11 protein-coding genes and 1 pseudogene are annotated in these 16,761 nt (G+C 54.5%); 1 reads left to right on the top strand and 11 read right to left on the bottom strand.

The window, feature by feature from the left end; translation table 11 throughout:
* Positions 1–22 precede the first annotated feature (22 nt).
* Positions 23–532, bottom strand: coding sequence for a flavin reductase family protein (locus tag K6M89_RS27505; RefSeq protein WP_004671533.1), 510 nt, complete (start codon positions 530–532; stop codon positions 23–25).
* A gap of 134 nt (positions 533–666) precedes the next feature.
* Between K6M89_RS27505 and K6M89_RS27500 the strand changes: the two genes are divergently transcribed.
* The gene (locus K6M89_RS27500) at positions 667–1,434 is read left to right on the top strand and encodes an SDR family oxidoreductase (protein WP_004671535.1); all 768 of its coding nucleotides are present in this window, start codon (positions 667–669) and stop codon (positions 1,432–1,434) included.
* A gap of 489 nt (positions 1,435–1,923) precedes the next feature.
* Here the strand turns inward: K6M89_RS27500 and K6M89_RS27495 are convergent.
* The 10 genes and pseudogenes from K6M89_RS27495 to K6M89_RS27450 form a co-directional block, all read right to left on the bottom strand.
* Positions 1,924–2,961: pseudogene (locus K6M89_RS27495) on the bottom strand (IS256 family transposase); the annotation flags it as partial.
* Positions 2,962–3,150: 189 nt separating this feature from the next.
* Positions 3,151–4,380, bottom strand: a complete 1,230-nt coding sequence (locus K6M89_RS27490) for an alpha/beta fold hydrolase (RefSeq protein WP_004673293.1) — start codon at positions 4,378–4,380, stop codon at positions 3,151–3,153.
* Positions 4,381–4,509: 129 nt separating this feature from the next.
* A complete protein-coding gene (locus K6M89_RS27485; RefSeq protein ID WP_004673291.1) occupies positions 4,510–5,199 on the bottom strand; it encodes a GntR family transcriptional regulator in 690 nt (229 codons plus the stop codon).
* A gap of 120 nt (positions 5,200–5,319) precedes the next feature.
* Entirely contained in the window at positions 5,320–6,114 is a 795-nt protein-coding gene (locus K6M89_RS27480; RefSeq protein ID WP_018247149.1) for an N-acyl homoserine lactonase family protein, read from the bottom strand.
* On the bottom strand, positions 6,114–7,241 hold the full coding sequence (locus tag K6M89_RS27475) for a zinc-dependent alcohol dehydrogenase family protein (RefSeq protein WP_004673287.1): 1,128 nt from the start codon (positions 7,239–7,241) through the stop codon (positions 6,114–6,116). Before K6M89_RS27475 ends, K6M89_RS27480 begins: the two co-directional genes overlap by 1 nt.
* 12 nt (positions 7,242–7,253) lie before the next feature.
* The gene (locus K6M89_RS27470; protein WP_011053353.1) at positions 7,254–8,138 is read right to left on the bottom strand and encodes an MBL fold metallo-hydrolase; all 885 of its coding nucleotides are present in this window, start codon (positions 8,136–8,138) and stop codon (positions 7,254–7,256) included.
* 352 nt (positions 8,139–8,490) lie between these two features.
* Positions 8,491–11,049, bottom strand: a complete 2,559-nt coding sequence (locus K6M89_RS27465) for a sensor domain-containing protein (protein ID WP_004673285.1) — start codon at positions 11,047–11,049, stop codon at positions 8,491–8,493.
* 431 nt (positions 11,050–11,480) lie between these two features.
* A complete protein-coding gene (locus K6M89_RS27460) occupies positions 11,481–12,680 on the bottom strand; it encodes an ABC transporter substrate-binding protein (RefSeq protein ID WP_018247148.1) in 1,200 nt (399 codons plus the stop codon).
* 184 nt (positions 12,681–12,864) lie between these two features.
* Positions 12,865–15,378, bottom strand: a complete 2,514-nt coding sequence (locus K6M89_RS27455; protein ID WP_008534365.1) for a methyl-accepting chemotaxis protein — start codon at positions 15,376–15,378, stop codon at positions 12,865–12,867.
* 211 nt (positions 15,379–15,589) lie between these two features.
* Positions 15,590–16,339 (bottom strand): SDR family oxidoreductase, encoded by a 750-nt coding sequence (locus K6M89_RS27450; RefSeq protein ID WP_011053351.1) that lies wholly within the window; start codon positions 16,337–16,339, stop codon positions 15,590–15,592.
* Between the last annotated feature and the right edge of the window lie 422 nt (positions 16,340–16,761).

Below are 16,761 nucleotides of genomic sequence, written 5' to 3'. Positions count from 1 at the left end.
GATTGGTGGTTAAAGCCACCTACTATGCGGCCGATCCACTGATGGACGACGACCTGACGAGTTGACCGTTTTCGTAGAGAAGCGGCGCGATTGACTCGATGAACCGTGCTTCGAGCACTTCTCCGAGCACAACATCATGCGTTCCAACGTGAACGACATCTTTTAGCTTGCAGACAAACGCCGCCTGCGCATCGGACAGGACCGGCATGCCGTCGAGAGACAGCCACTCGCCGTAATGAAAGCGCTCTTCACCCTTCAATTGCCCACTGAACAGCGGCACAAGATCGGCATGTGAAAGATGCAGCATGTTCACGGCGAACTTCCCGGAGATCTTCAAAGGCTGATTCACCGAAGCCGATTGGTTGATGCAGACAAGAACAGTTGGTGGGTCCGCGGTAACCGACTGGACCGCGGTGGCGGCCATGCCATGACGGACCCCGTTGAGTTCGGTCGTGATCAAGCAGATGGTTGATGTGAACCGACGCATAGCTGCCTTAAAAGTCAACTGCGCCTCAGTGCTGGTATCGGCCATATTGTCCTCCCACGGCCAAATTCGATCGAGCCTAGATAAACAGATCAGCAGACAATCTGTCAACTGGATTTTCACAATTGACAGATTGTCTGCTAAAATGTCTTCTAAGGCACCCAAAAATGAGGAGATGGTCGATGGATTTGAATCAAAGAGTTTGTATCGTCACAGGGGGCGGCAGCGGCATTGGTCGTGCGACAGCCGAGCTTTTCGCAAAGAACGGCGCCTATGTGGTTGTTGCTGATGTCAATGAAGACGCCGCGGTTCGTGTGGCGAACGAGATCGGCTCGAAGGCTTTCGGTGTTCGCGTCGACGTCTCGTCCGCCAAGGACGCGGAAAGCATGGTTGAGAAGACGACCGCAAAGTGGGGCCGGGTCGACGTGCTCGTCAATAATGCCGGGTTCGGAACGACGGGGAATGTGGTGACCATTCCTGAAGAAACTTGGGACCGGATTATGTCCGTAAACGTCAAAGGGATCTTCCTTTGCTCAAAGTACGTCATTCCTGTTATGCGACGGAACGGCGGAGGTTCGATCATCAATACGACTTCCTACACCGCAACCTCAGCAATCGCGGACAGGACTGCCTACGTAGCATCGAAAGGAGCAATATCTTCGCTGACGCGCGCGATGGCCATGGATCATGCGAAAGAGGGAATTCGTGTCAACGCGGTCGCTCCAGGGACAATCGACTCTCCTTACTTCACGAAAATCTTCGCCGAAGCGAAGGACCCCGCGAAGCTTCGCAGCGATTTCAACGCCCGTGCCGTCATGGATCGGATGGGGACAGCTGAAGAGATTGCTGAAGCAATGCTTTTTCTTGCGTCCGATCGTTCGAGGTTCGCGACCGGTAGCATTCTGACGGTCGATGGCGGCTCCTCGATCGGAAACCACCTGGTCAAGTGAAGGAAAGGGCGGCACTCGTCATGCCCTTACATTTGAGGCAGGAACACCGGGTATAAGGCTCCAGCCTCGTTGATCATTGACGTGTTCCTAACCCGTCAATGACAGCACAGAGCTGTTGGCCTAGGCGCAGCTCTTGTCGGACTTGCGGCACGCTCCAGCAAATATGATAGAGAAGGAGAAGGACTGCCGGCGACAACTAGATCTAACAGCGGAAACTGGATCAAGGACATTTCGCAATTTTTGTCGAATAACCCCACGATGTCGGTCAGATGACGTCATGCGAGTGCCGACCTTCCGGAATAGCCGCATGCTGGTTCCGAATGCCCTCTATCGCAACGCTGTCGGCATAAGTTTAGTCCGGAATACAAGGTGATACGATCGTGTCCCGGGAGGTGGTGTAGGTCGCGGCTGATGGCCGTGCTTTCCCGACATGGGTCGGAAGGGGATATCAGCGTGCCACAGCGGGGCAGGCTGATTTGGGGCTCATCTCATTTGGGCCATGGTCTCAAGCGTCATATACTTGGCGCGTTGAACGGCCCATTCGTCATTCTGTTCGAGCAGCAGTGCGCCGACGAGACGGACGATGGCTTCGTCGTTCGGAAAGATGCCGACGACCTCGGTGCGTCGCTTGATTTCGCCGTTGAGACGCTCAATTGGATTCGTCGAGTGCAGCTTTGCCCGGTGCTCTTTCGGGAAGGTCATGTAGGCGAGCACGTCCTCTTCAGCGTCGTCCATGATGGTGGCAAGCTTCGGCACTTTCGGCCTGATTTGATCGGCGACACTGCGCCATTGTGCGGCTTGCTGCCTCCGGGGTCTCCTGGGCAAAGGCCGTCGCGATGAAGGCGGATACGACCCGCCTGCCGCTCTTTCCAGCATGCGCGAGCACGTTCCTCATGAAGTGAACCCGGCACCTTTGCCAAGTGGCATTGAGAACCTTGGAAACGGCAGCCTTGAGACCTTCGTGCGCATCAGAGACAACCAACTTCACCCCGCGTAGACCGCGGCGCGTTAGCCTGCGCAGGAATTCCGTCCAGATCGGTTCGGCCTCCGAGGTGCCAACTTCCATACCCAGGACCTCGCGCCGACCGTCGTTATTGACGCCGACCGCGATAATGACGGCGACTGAGACGATGCGGCCGCCACGCCGGACCTTGAGATAGGTCGCATCCACCACAGGTCGTCGACAGAACGAGTCGAGATTCCCTGGATATACGCTTCCTGGATAACGGCCGTCAGAGCTTTCTCTGCCATGCGGCGCGGTTCAAGGAAGCTCGGAAAGTAGCTGCCTTTGCGCAGCTTCGGAATGCGAAGCTCGACGGTGCCAGCCCGCGTCTCCCAATCGCGGTCACGGTAGCCATTGCGTTGAGTGAGCCGCATGGGGTTCTTCACACCGAAGTCAGCACCCGTAGCCGAGCCGACCTCCAACTCCATCAGCCGCTCGGCGGCAAAGCCAATCATCTCACGCAACAAATCTGCATCGGCACTCTTCTCAACAAGCGAACGCACGTTCATCATGTCATTGGTCATCGGTGATCTTTCCGTCAGGTTGGTCTTGAACAACCCGACCCTAGCGGAAAACACTGATGGCCGCCCGCAAAGCCGATCACCCGCTACAGCGCAACGAGAAGCGCGCGGGCGCTCGGCTTTACTCCCTACCGTCACCTACGCCACGTACTGGGACACGATCGGTAAATGGCCAACGCGGTTGCTTTGTGATCAGCCGTTATCTTCGACGAACCGAATAGCGTCTTGCAAGAAGCTCCGGAAATAGTCAGGATTTTCGCACATCGGAAAGTGCCCAAGCCCCTCCATAACGACATGACGGCTGCCAGGAATGAGGGCCGCTAGCGCTGCTCCGTCTGCAGGCGTCGCAGAGTAGTCATAGGTCCCGGAGAGAAGAACGGTCGGTGTTCGCTTGGCATCAATCTTCGGACCGACGACGGCACCGTCGAACTCGTCGCTGTAGAACGAAAGATCGCCGGGATAAACTCCAGGAGCACCCTGCGAGTAGATCCAACTGGCGCGGCGTCGCTCTTCTTGCGGGCTGAGCGGGCTCATGATTCCGCGGACATAGGCTGAGTTATGAAGCGACCCATGAACGTTGACGTTGTGTTGAAAGGGGTTGCGACGGCCCTTTGACTTCAACGGCGGCTCGACCGCAATTACACCCATTAGACGTTCCGGTCGCTCCGCCGCCAGCACCATGCACATCGCCGCGCCCATAGATCCTCCAACGACGATAGCTCTGTCTCCGACGAGCTGGTCGAGTATCGCCGTGCACCAGGTCAGGTAGAGATCCGTTGTGAGTTGATAGGGCGAGCCGTCCCAAGTTAAAGGAGGCATCGAACGTCCGTGAAACGGCAGATCAACTGAGATCAATCGGTTCGTACGCGCAAACCCAGTGTCGGAGAGTTGCGGTAGAAACTGACGGCCGTCTGCGCCAGCCGTATGGAGGAAAAGGATAGGAGTTCCTGCACCGGCTTCCTCGTAAAAGATATCGTGTTCTACGCCGCCGACCTCTACCCGCTTATAGCGTCCGGTGACCTGTTCAATATTTCGATCGATCTTCGGCGCAACTAGGGGCGGAGACGCTACGACGATTTCGAACAGTCGCTCCAGAGCGGGACGCGCTTGAGCGATTGCTACGGGCGAACCAGATAACGTGAACTCAGGGTTAGCGAGTTGAAAGGCGGTGAACGAATGGTAGGTTGCCGGCGGCGGCACCTGCATAACCTTTTCCCAAGCTCCTTCTGGGGCACTCAGTATGACGTCAGCATTTTCGTCCGCGCCGTCCAGTGCGACTATCCCGCCTCCCACAGCAAGTGATGACTTTTCTGGTCCAACTTGCAACGAGATCCGTGTTGTAAGACCTGGGGTCAGTCGCGGTAGCTCCGGATCTTCGATCGCCAGGGTTACGCGTTTAATCAGCTCGGCATGGGCGCCCATACGTCCTCCCTAACAAAATGATGTTGTTGGGAAGCCGCACTTCCTGTGTCTCACCTCCCATAAGAGAGGTAAGCAGATTTTCAGACAATCTGTCAACCTTAGCCGTCGCCTGAACTTCGTTTTGTGGAACTACTCGGAGGTTTCGACGGGGTTCTTGCTCAAGTAGTCCAACGCCACCTTAGCCGCGATTTCGATATGGCGCTTGCAAAGCGCGGCTGCCCTGTCGCCATCACGCAACGCAATAGCGGCCGCAATCTCTCTTATTTCGAAAACGCTGTTCTGCAGCCGCCCTGGCTGGGTCATCGATGTCATCCGCAACAATGTGACCCGGTTGTGCAACGACGTGAGCATTTGCTTCACAAACACGTTCTTGCTGCCGGTCATCAAACAATCGTAAAAAGCGGTCTTGGCTTCGATGATCCGCGTTCCGGAACCGCTCTTGGCTGCGGCTTCGAACGCTTCCACGGTCTCGAGGAGAGCAACGATCTCTTCATTCGAACCGTTCTCGGCGAACTCCTGGCCGGCAAAGCTTTCAAGCAGCGCGCGTACACTATAAAGCTGCCTAGCCTCCTCGTAGCTGATAGTGCTGACAACCGGCCCCCGATGCGGATAGCTAGTAATAAGCCCTTCAGCTTCTAACTGGCGTAGCGCCTCGCGAACTGAAGTTCGGCCAACCCCGATAAGTTCGCACAACTCGCGCTCCACCAGCCGCTGCCCGGGCTTGAAACGGCCACTTGAAATAGCCTGCCGGAGCTTATCCTCAACAAGGATTCGAAGAGAGGCGTTTTGACGTCTAATCTGGAGGTCGATCGTTCCCATTCACAACAAACCTTCGATGAAATTTCTAGTGACGCACAGAATCAATATACTGCCGGAGCGTTTCGTAGGACAACCCGATTGTCTGCAAACAGCAAAAAATTTCAATCGGTTTATTGTGGGTCACAGGAGAACTCTAGCGAACTGGAGGTCTGGCGCAAGGGGAGAAAATTTCTGTAGCACCTCAGGGTCATGACCCGGAATGATGAGTCCGTTTGCTCCGGCAAGGACGCGGAGCTTGTTGTAACCCTCGATGACCTCTAGGTAATCTGCAAACAGGGGAAACGCGCCGTCATTTTCAAGATAGTGCTGGAAATGAAGCGCGTCGGAAGCGATAACCAGCAAAGCGCCGCCTGTTGCCACCGTAACAACTTGCAAACCTTTCGAGTGACCGCCAACCAGATGCACCCTGCATCCAGGAACAATTTCCCCATCCCCATCATGGAACCGTACCCGTGACTGAAAAACGAGCCGGACCGCGTCGACGACACCTTCTGTAGCAAAAGGCCGACGCATTCGCTCATGGCACATACACCGCCCCGTTCCATACGCCATCTCCCGATCCTGAATGTGAAAAGTGGCGTTAGGAAAGGCCGGGAGGTTTCCGGCGTGATCGTAGTGCAGGTGTGTCACAACGACATCAGTAATTTCGCTGGATTTGATGCCAAGGCTGCTCAGTGCTGCCACCGGATGGATCAAGAGGGTCCGCCCTCTGGCCGCGCCCTCTCCGGCTTCGAAACCAGTGTCAACAAGAATTAATCGGTCCTCGAGACGGATCAGCCACACGAAGTAGTCGATTTGTGATGGACGATCATGAATGTCATTCGTCTCTAGTATCAGGTCACTTACTGGTCTTTGCGCGGTGCCGTAATGGATGGCGAGCACTGTCCACTCGTTCAAGAGAATTCTCCCCGCCATCAGTCCATCAAGACTAGGTGTCGATTGATCTCGGCCCTGTCAAGACGGTCGAAAACCTCATTGATCTCATCAAGGGGGCCAGTGCTCGACAGCAATTTGTCCACTGGCAGCTTACCTTTGAGGTAAAGGTCGATATAGCGGGGTATGTCGCGCGATGGCACGCAGGAACCCATATAGCTGCCCTTGATCGTTCTCTCCTCTCCGACCAACGGCAAGGGCGAAACCTCGAAACGGGAATTTGCGCTGGCCAGTCCGGCCGTAGCGGTCATCCCTCCGCGCCGGGTAATCTCATATGCAAGCTCGAATGCCTTTTTGGATCCAGCCATCTCTATCGCGTAGTCTACCCCGCCGCTTGTCGCGCCTTTTACTTGGGCAACAATATTCGGCGAGGTGGCCAAAAAAGTCTTCGTCGCTCCCAGCTCCTTGGCAAGATCCAGCTTCGCTTGGATTAGGTCGATCGCCACGATATCGCTTGCACCGCTCGCAACAGCGCCAAGTATCGCCGAAAGGCCTACGCCGCCGAGCCCGATTACCGCCACACTACGGCCTGGGCGGACCCCACACGTGTTCATCACAGCTCCAACGCCGGTCATAACGGCACAGCCGAAGAGAGCAGCTGTCGCCAAATCGATATCTTTGGTCACTTTGACTACCGAGCTCGCCGACACGACAGCATATTCGGAAAACGCAGAAACGCCGCTATGGTGGTTAATTTCGTATCCTCTCAAACGGATGTGCTTGCCGCCGGATAGAAGCGTTCCTGCAGCATTGGCCTGGTAGCCCGGTTCGCAGAGGCTGGCGCGGCCTTCAGCGCAATATGAGCAATGGCCACAAACCGGCAGAAATGACATGACTACATGGTCACCAACCTCAACCTTCTCGACACTCGGTCCGATTGCTGCGACGACGCCAGATGCCTCATGGCCTAGAGCGACTGGAAGCGGACGCGGTCTGTCCCCATTGATTGCGGACAGGTCAGAGTGGCAGACACCGGCAGCCTTGATCTTGACCAACACCTCCATGGGGCCAGGCGGCGTCAGTTCCACAAGCTCAATCTTAAGAGGTTTCGAATTTGAATAGGGCTTCGGCAGACCCGACTCCCTGAGGATTACCGAACGCATCTGCATCTTTGAAATTCCTTATCGATGTGCAAGCAACTGCATTGGAGAGGGGATATAGCGGAATCCGTCTCCGTTTCGCACCACATGCCCGGCACCTGGCCATGCGAAGTGATAGGACATTACCGCAATGCGATCTGTCGCCAGCATATCAAGCACGCGCGTGCGGGATCTAGCTGACAGCTTCGGGTCCGTGTCGTATCGGAATTCCATCATCGGCCTCTCCATCAACAGGATATGATGGTGCGTAAGGTCGCCGAGAAAACAGAGGCGATCGTTTCCCGACTGCAGCATAAAACAATGATGACCGAGCGTGTGGCCGGGGGCCGAAATCGCGTGAACGCCCGGCAAGAACTCCTCGCCGTCTTTGAAAAAGAAGGTCCGATCCTTGTGGGGAAGCAGGTTTCGCCGAGCGTTATCGATTTGAAATTGAAATGAAGAATCGATCGACGACCCGTCCGTCCAGTCCGTGAAGTCTCGCTCACTGATGAAGATGTCGGCGTTCGGGAAATTTAACCTTCCATTGGCATCGCACAGACCGCCGATATGATCGATATGGGCGTGCGACAGAACCACCGCATCGATCTCCGTCGGATCTCGACCTGCCTCTCTCAGGCTGGCTAGGAGTCGACCTGTGGTGGGCCCGAAAGCTTTGGAAGACCCCATCCCGGTATCAAATAGAATTGTTCTTCCATTTATCTCAACAAGCGGCACGTTTTGCTCGAGTACAACTTTGTTCGTTGGCAGGAAATTGTCCTCTAGCATCAGGCTGACCGTGCGTGGCTCTACCCCCAAGAAGTTCAGGCGAGGATCTCCTAGCTCTAACGGCCCGTCGGACAGTACCGTGATTTTTCCATCGCCAAATTCGAACGGATAAAAATACGGAAGCTTGGCCAGGTGATGCATACTAAGAGACACTGATTTTCCTCCCATCAGGTGCTTGGCGACATTTTTGGCAGATTGTATGATAATCTGTCAAATATTTTTGAAGAAAGCCATATCGAGAGCGACTGCCTTGCTTTAGGAGCCGGTGTACCGCGTTTTCCCCGGCCTACCGAATGCCGCGCAGTAGGAGCAGAGCATTCGAGAATGCGGCTCGCGGGGCCGCACAACGCATGGTCGTTGACCCAGCGTTGCCCCCTGTTCCGCGAAAAACCGCAGACATTCAGAGATTGACGAGGCTCAAGTTGAGTTGTCTCACAGCGCGCACCGCATCACCGTCCATCAGACAGGTGACATTTTCCCTTATTCGCGCTCATCATCGCGAAGCGGCGTAACGATCTGAAACGAAGCCGGTGGCGGACGCGCGCACCCAAAGAGCGATCAATTCCATCTTCGGCAGGGCCTTGCTGTAAAAGAAGCCTTGCGCCGAACCGCATCCGTTCGCTGCGAGAAATGCTGCCTGCTCGGCGGTCTCAACACCTTCCGCCACCACGTCCTGCCCAAGACATTGTGCAATGGACAGAATCGCTTTGACCAATTCTTCGTTCCTTTTGTCCGAGCTATTTATGAATGACCGATCGATCTTCAGCGTGTCGATCGGGAAGCGGGCTAGATAGTTGAGCGCCGAGTAACCGGTGCCAAAATCATCGATAGCAATCGAAAATCCCATTTGACGCAGCTTAAGAAGCGTCTGCAGGGTCTCGCCCTTCCGATCGAGAAGCAGACTCTCCGTGATTTCGATTTCGATCCATTCCGCGCGGCAACCGGTTTCACCGAGGATTGCAGCGATCTCGTTTACCAACCGTGAGCATTGGAATTGCTTACCCGAAAGGTTGACTGCAATCTTGTGCAGGTGGTGGCAATCGGCGTTCAGCTCCTTCGCCGTCTTGCACGCTTCACGCAGCACCCATCGCCCGAGTTCAACGATCAGCCCGGTATCCTCAGCGACCGGAATGAATCGAACCGGCGGAATCATGCCCATCTCGGGATGAGGCCATCTCAACAACGCTTCCGATCCTATCATTACGCCGCTGTCCAGAAGCACCTTGGGCTGGTAGTGCAGCTCCAATTCTTCGCGCTCGATAGCGCGGCGCAATTCAGATTCCAACTGCATCCGCTCCTCCACGCCCACAGTCAAATCCTTCGAATAAAAGCGAAAACTGTTTCTCCCCGAGCGTTTGGCAAGATACATCGCAGAGTCGGCGTATTTCACCAGATCGTTGACATCTGTGCTGTCGTCGGGCGAGATCGCGATGCCTACACTGCATGACACGTAGACTTCCTTGCCATCCAATAGGAAAGATTCCTTGAATCTCTCGAGGATCGAGCACGCAACCCAATCGAGATCGTCGGTTGTCTGGATTTCCGGCAACAGAATCGCGAACTCGTCGCCGCCGAGACGCGCAACCGTGTCGAGATCGCGGACAGATTTCTTAAGCCGGGTAGCGACCTGGCAGAGTAGTTGATCACCCACAGGGTGACCCATCGTATCGTTCACGACTTTGAAATGGTCGATGTCAATCAGCATTACCCCTGTCCGCCGACGTTGAGACGACGCGTCACTGACGACCTTTTGCAATCGCTCGTTAAACAGCAAGCGGTTCGGCAAAGAAGTCACCGGATCGTAAAAGGCCATTTGCCTGATTTTTTCCCGCGAGGCGTTCAGTTCCGTGACATCGCGAGAGACCCCGAGGACTCCTGTAACCTCTCCCCCGGCGCCGAGGACCGCAAGTTTACGTGTTTCGAGAAGAATGGACTGACCGTTCTCCGGGGAAACCACCCAATTCTCGTCGATAAGTATGCCACCGGCTTCGATCGTGGCCTCATCAGATTTTCCGGAAATGTGAGCTCTCTCAGCCCCGAACAATTCAAGGTCCGTTTTTCCAACGACCTCCGCCTCCGATTTCCCGGTCAGCCGCTCAAATGCATGATTGCACAACAGGTGTACGCCATCGACATTCTTTACCCAAACCATGTCAGGAATGGTTTGCAGCACACTTAGCAATTGCGTCCGCACGGAGTTGATGGCGTCTTCCGCCTGCCTTCGTTCCGTGACATCACGCGAAAATGCCAGGAGCGTGGTGGCGGCGTCAGGATCGGCGCTTGGTCGTCTAGCCACCGACAACTCGAACCATCGGGTCTCGCCGTTTGGCAAGGATACGCTAATGCATCGACCGTAGGCAACTCCTTCACTGCTTGCAGTTCGAAGCGCCTCCATTGCAATAGCCGCTTGATCAGGCGCAAGAACTTGGTCGACCGTCCTACCCAGTAGCATTTCCCGCTGCTGGGCTAGTAGTTCGGGATTTCTGGTCCAGACCTGAAGATATCGCCCATCCTCGTCGACCTCAAACAGAACGTCTGGAATAGCGGTGACGATCCCTTGGGCTAGTTCGAGAGCGTTTTTGAGTTCCTGCTCCGCCAACTTGTGTTCGGTTATGTCGATGATAACGCCAATCAGACCCGCGGGCTCGTCGTCGTGACCTCTGAAAACTGCCTTGTTGCAGACAACATCCAGGATGGCGCCGTTTGCGAGAGCGATCTTACGCTCGGAGACTTGGGCTCCACCCCTTTCAAGAAGGCCTTTCTCTTCAATAGAATAAATTTCCGCCAGTTGCGTTGAACTGAGATCAAAATCTGTATTCCCGATGATCTCGTCGCGCGAGCGACCGAGGAGATCTTCGAAAACCTTGTTGCAACCGACATAGCGACCGTGCAGATCTTTGAAGAAAATTGGGAGGGGCAACACGCCGATCAATGCTTCAAGCAGCGCTCCTCGGTCGGCTGAGGTATCATGATGCAGCGCTTCGTCTCTCCGGCGATTGCGCCTTTTCTGAAAAAAGGAGCGTTGCCAAAGCGGTTGTAAAGTCGAATTCATCGTGAAGCTCCTTACCGAGGGCCAAGACAGATGCATCATCCATCCGATCAGGAATTCCGGGAACGCCACCCAAATCATTCGAGCAACAAATTGATGCAGATATGTCAGTAAGGCGTCGAACCGCGCGTCGGCCTGAGCCGGATAGTGCGGTCGGAAATGAACTTTGCTTTCACATTCGAAGCAACAACCTTCGCGGCAGCACGTAGATCGAAAGGCGCAATGAGTATGTTGTCCCGTTTGGCGAGAGGAGGGCCGGAGGAAGAATGCTACCGCGGAGCAAATATGTTCGTTGGAACCGGATCGCTTGTCTCATGTCTCCTGAGGCGACCCGGGCATTTCCCAATTTGAACTGTCATTCCTTAGCGCAGCCTACCTTGCACGAGAGCCGATCATGAAGGCACCGCATTCCACACAGACCCCGCATGCGATCTTCAATCGGCCGGCTTCCAGGAGAGCGGATCCGCTGGGTTATCGAAATATTTAGCAGCAGCGCTGGCAGACCACCAAGCTGTATTCTTCGGCTCGATCCAATCCTCAGAGTTAGGATCGCAATCAGCTGGCAAAACCGCCATTACATCCTCTATGGTACTGGGAATTGCTGGCCGCAGGATTGTCTGAATTTTGGGGCCCTGTCCCTCAAGAGTTCGCATCATTACGTCCCATACGAAACCCGCCTCAGAGCGCGGCGGCCAGAAATGAAAACTCTTGCTTACGAAGTCGGGGTTCCGTCGCCAGTAACAGGCTGCCGAAGCTTCGCCCCCTAGAACGATTGGGATCATGTCGCGCCCGGACTGGCGCACCGCGTTGATAACACCATTCTCAGCTCCCGACTGAACGATAATACCATCAATTCGACCGGGATTCGCTGCAAGGAATTTTTGCACCTCGGCCTGCGCGACCTTGTCTGTCCACTTCCCGTCGACATGACCTACGATCTTTATCTCGGGATAATACTCCAGAGCCTTCTTTGCGCCGACGTCAAAGCTGTCCGAGGAGGCAAAGCCGGAGATCCCCGAAACGAGAAGCACATTGCCACTTCCTTCGATTTCTTCAGCGAGCCACTTCGCCGCCTCAAACCCGCCTTGCATGTTGTTCTCAGTTGCGTTGACGGCGAACGGCGATGTTACGTAACCAGAGTACGAGAACACAGGCACTCCTTTTGAATACGCATACTCTATCGTAGGATTAAGCGCCGTGAGGTTCGAACAGCAGATAATAATTGCATCAACGCCGTCGTCTACCATCTGCCGCATCTGCCTGATCTGGACAGCGTCTTCAAGATTTGACTGGGTGACGATGAACTCGGAGACCAGCCCCGCTTTCTTGAAAGCTGGAACAATCTTGTTTGTGAACTCATCAAGAATACTCGCACGCCAAGAATTGTCAGCATATGTCGATGCGTACCCAATTTTCCACGGCGGTGCTCGCTGTGCCTTAAACGTGCGGAAGACAGATTCACCTGTAGGCAACTTTGGATCGAGCAACTCGTAGGTTTTTCGTTCCTCCCGCGGCAATTCCGTAAGGCCACCGGCGGCCGCTACAGAAGGGATCACCAAGCCGGTGATTAGAATAATGGCTCTTGTAATTTCACGTATGCGCACGGATTTGATACCTCTCGTGTCTCTGAGCATTGCAAAGCAGTTGATCTCTTGAAGGTTGATCGGCTCTAGGTGGGTTTTTTACAGTCAGACGGGCGGCGAAAGGGAGACCAAGAGCCTAAGGCCGGATTTCGCTTCCGTAAGCGGATTTCCCTTCAGTAGAACGCCGCTATCACAGTGGCCATCCGACGCGTGGCAGTCTCGTTCGATGCGTAGCTTACGCCACTAACCTAACCCGACGCGTCGACTTATCTTCGGTCAATTTGAATGAAGCGAGCCGCTCGCTGAGTTCGTTAGTCTGATCCGAGAGAGTCTTTGCCGCGGCATTTGTCTGCTCGGCCATGGCAGCGTTTTGTTGTGTTCCCTGGTCAAGTACATTGACGTTATTGTTGATCTCGGCGAGGGACGCCGCTTGCTCGCGGCTCGAATTGACGATTTGATCAATCCGATCGGAAATCTTCAAGATCGACGCCGTTATGTTGTGTAACGCCTCACCTGCTTTCCCCACGTAATCTGAGCCGATCGCCACCTCCGAAGAGGATTCCGAAATCAGGTGGCGAATCTCGCGGGCTGCAGCTGATGATTTCTGGGCAAGTTCGCGCACTTCCTGGGCTACGACTGCAAAACCCTTTCCGGCATCTCCAGCACGAGCCGCCTCGACACCAGCATTTAGTGCCAAAAGATTTGTCTGGAACGCAATCGTATCGATCAAACCAATGATTTGGCCGATCTTGTGGGACGCGTCTTCTATTCTGCCCATTGCGTTGATCGCATCGGTCACAATGGTTGCCGCACCCTCGGCGTGTTCTTTAACAACGGACACGAAAGCCTGGGTTTCATAGGCATTCTCGGATGATTTTCTGACCGTGACCGTCACCTGTTCGACGGCGGCCGCAGCCTCCTCCAGTGAGGCGGCTTGCAATTCAGTTCGCCGCGACAGATCATCTGAGGCTTTGAAAAGCTCGCTGGTTCCCCATTGAATTTGATTGGTATTCTCGTCGATATGAGACACTGTCTCTCTCAGGATCGAAAGCGAGTGATTGAAATCGCGCCTCAGCGGCTCAAGATTGGGATGGAATTGGCGGTCAATTTCTTGAGAGATGTCGCCACGCGCCAATCGAGATAACGCCTCTCCTAGAATGGTGACGGCAGTTGCGACCTCCTCCTCCATCTGAGCGCGTTCGCGTTCACGATCCATCCGCTCCTGTTCAACGGTTTTCCTATCGGCTTCCGTTCGTGTCTCGATGTCCATCTTCGAGACAGCATTTTCACGGAAAACCTCGAGTGCGCGAGCCATTTCACCTATTTCGTCTCTCCGGTCACGTCCGACAATCTGCGATCGAAGATCGCCCTTTGCCAGCTCTTGCATGCGCTTCGCGATCCGTTCGATCGGGGCGCGAAGTGTCGCCATCAGGCCGGCGCCAGCCGCCAAGGCTACCAAGACGCCGGACACTGTGGCGATAGTTGACAGCAAGCGGGCAAGATTGCTTTCATTGCGAGCATCGTTTTCCTGAGTTGCTGCAAAGGTTACGAGGTTTTTCCAGATCTCCTGGCCGGTTTTGTCCGCCTCAGAATATTGCGCTTGGCGGGCTTCCGCTATCTTGACCAGCTTCTCTGTGTTCTCTTGGATAGAATCCACCTGGGCGAATAGATCTTCCTGCATTTTATCGAAGCCAGATATCGAGCTGGCAACGCCTCCAACTGCCACGGTGTCACGCGCCAATTTTGTAAGTTGCTCAACGAGGCGCTGCTGATTCTCTGCGTTGGCTGTACGGAACAGGTTATTGATTTCGATTTCGATCGAATCGGCGTCCTGGCCGATCGTTGTCGCCGTCGCAACAAGCATTTCGGAATCCGTCAACGCTTTATCCAACGCCCGGATCGCATTTGTTCCTTCAATCATGTGCTGGATCGCATCCACTCGCAGGTTCGTCGCAAAGCTCTGTAGGTCAGAGCCGGCAAGCCGTGTGGAAGGGTCGACAAATTCGGGGTTGGCGATTAGCTTGGCGATAGTCCTCTCAATTTTAGTAACGGCCTGCTCGTCAGCAGTCGAGACTACCCGCTTAACTGTTTTTAGCGACTTTTTGATCACAAGCCCTTGCTGGGCGACAGTCGGAGGCTGCTTCGCTCCGTCCGGCAAGCTCACCAAGTCTTCCGCCATGTGTTGCATAACTGATGCCGTATCGAGTGAGCGGGTAGCCTCCCGGAGCATGGTTTTCCCGGAGTTCTCCTGATTGCGTACTTGTGAGCGCACATCAACCGCAGCCAATTTAAGGGCGCCTCCGACCTCCTTGATCTTCGACAAGTTGGAAACAATGTCGCTGCGAACGGATTCCTCGTCATTATGCAAAGACCACATGCGGCCGATGCTGCCCGAGATAACGGACATTGCCGATACACTGTTTTCGAGCGCACCAGTTTCGCTCCCGCTACCTGCCGCCGCTTCCTGGAGCGACTGCATGGTTGCGCTCTGCCCGTTTAAACTTGTCAGCGCCTCATCTCGGTACTCCGTTGAGCTTTGCGCCAAAAAGCGGTTCATACTTTCCGCGACACTTCGAAACCCGCTCAAGGTCTGAAGAACCTCATTTGAAAGCCGAAGACGAGACTGAAGCAAGCCAGTTGCTTTTAAGCCGACCCCACCAACTGCCGCCAATATCAGGATCAAGGGTACAAGTACCAATAACACCTTTGCTCTTATGGTAAAGGTGGACAACAGGCGATCGACGAACATACTTACCTCCAAAGGGCTCAAACGGTGCTGGGGCCTCGCTTTTGGAATAGTAATGTTTGAGCCTGAACGAACATGGATAAGAGTTTCACTAAAACAATCGAAACTTTTTTACGTGTTGTTAGGATTTGACCTCTTGCCCATTGCGTCTTTCGAGAAACTTAACGGAAGGTTAATACCTGCAGATTTGCCGGATCAGAACGTGGGAGTGGATCTATCTGCACCGAGGATCGATCTCCAGCACGTTCCCTGTCAGCTTTCCGGACAGTTCCGAATTCGCCAGGAATTGCACGGCGTGGATCACTGTTCGAAGCACGTCATTTTCGCTTGAAGACGTAGAGTTCACATCGCTGGCGTGTACAGCATTTATCCTCAGCCCGGAACCGAAATATTGCCTAGCAATTGCGGAGGTAGTAGTGCGCAACGCCGCTTGAAGGACGGCTTCTGCTTCCAGCGAGGTCGTCTCTTCGAACCATGCGACGTCCACTACGGCAAGCTCCGCGCCCTGAAGTCGAGAGCTAAAGGCACCTGTAACTCTGATTAGATTGGATACGGCATCAAGCCCCAGATTCGCGCTGGATAGCGATCCCGTTACAGTTTGGGTTGTTTCATTTCTGCGGAAAACTATGTTCACCAGAACGTCGACCCGTCTCCAGCGCAAATACACCTGGTCAGCCATTGAGTTGACGTAAACGTCTCTGTTCGGGTTGACTTTGACCGGTAAAAAATTGTTTCCCTGGCCTTCAGCCAGGGAGGCGAAGTCGGCGGGATTGGCGTCGCCTACGGCGACCCGATAGCCTTTTTCTATAAATGAGCGCGCCAAACAAAGACCAACAGGATTTGACGCGCCTATCAAGACACAGACTTTTTCCCCAGGAGAAATGTTGGCGTCACTGTCACGTTCAACCAGTACCTCGGTCGATGGAGTATGACACGCCTTGTGAGTCAGAGACGCTTGTATCACGCGCCGGTCGCCGCTTCCGGCAGATTAAGAAGGTCGACAATTTGTGCATTTTTGGCCAAGTTTAGCACTTATAACTCCCGGTCCGTCGCTGCGTCTCCCGCGAACAAGCAATGCGCGGGCGATATAGTAAAATTTTTGTCCGACAATCTGTCAATTCCTTTTTGCGATTTTCGGCGGACACAGGTCGAGACCGGCGTCATTTTGAGGCCTCATGCACGCAATGCCGTAAGCATCGGTATTCCGACACCCGGTTGAGTTTGATGTGGTCTTTCCTGTTAGTCTTCTCTCGCCGCCACGTTCCGATTTGATCGCGCTTTTCGCGTTCGCGCGGCACAGACAACAGCACGCCTATGGCAGCACAAGCTGTTTGACCATCATCAGGTTTCGTCCTTAAGCTCTTCTTTTGCCCAATCAGACGCCCG

The sequence above is a fragment of the Rhizobium croatiense genome, assembly GCF_019793465.1.
GTDB classification, from domain to species: Bacteria; Pseudomonadota; Alphaproteobacteria; order Rhizobiales; family Rhizobiaceae; genus Rhizobium; species Rhizobium croatiense.
Note: the sequence above shows the minus strand (reverse complement) of the source record. Positions and strands in the feature narration are given on the sequence as shown.

Excerpts from the sequence above, each read along its gene's own strand:
- K6M89_RS27505 (WP_004671533.1), bottom strand. The coding sequence starts at position 532 with ATGGCCGATACCAGCACTGAGGCGCAGTTGACTTTTAAGGCAGCTATG.
- K6M89_RS27500 (WP_004671535.1), top strand. The coding sequence starts at position 667 with ATGGATTTGAATCAAAGAGTTTGTATCGTCACAGGGGGCGGCAGCGGC.
- K6M89_RS27490 (WP_004673293.1), bottom strand. The coding sequence starts at position 4,380 with ATGGGCGCCCATGCCGAGCTGATTAAACGCGTAACCCTGGCGATCGAA.
- K6M89_RS27485 (WP_004673291.1), bottom strand. The coding sequence starts at position 5,199 with ATGGGAACGATCGACCTCCAGATTAGACGTCAAAACGCCTCTCTTCGA.
- K6M89_RS27480 (WP_018247149.1), bottom strand. The coding sequence starts at position 6,114 with ATGGCGGGGAGAATTCTCTTGAACGAGTGGACAGTGCTCGCCATCCAT.
- K6M89_RS27475 (WP_004673287.1), bottom strand. The coding sequence starts at position 7,241 with ATGCAGATGCGTTCGGTAATCCTCAGGGAGTCGGGTCTGCCGAAGCCC.
- K6M89_RS27470 (WP_011053353.1), bottom strand. The coding sequence starts at position 8,138 with ATGCATCACCTGGCCAAGCTTCCGTATTTTTATCCGTTCGAATTTGGC.
- K6M89_RS27465 (WP_004673285.1), bottom strand. The coding sequence starts at position 11,049 with ATGAATTCGACTTTACAACCGCTTTGGCAACGCTCCTTTTTTCAGAAA.
- K6M89_RS27460 (WP_018247148.1), bottom strand. The coding sequence starts at position 12,680 with ATGCTCAGAGACACGAGAGGTATCAAATCCGTGCGCATACGTGAAATT.
- K6M89_RS27455 (WP_008534365.1), bottom strand. The coding sequence starts at position 15,378 with ATGTTCGTCGATCGCCTGTTGTCCACCTTTACCATAAGAGCAAAGGTG.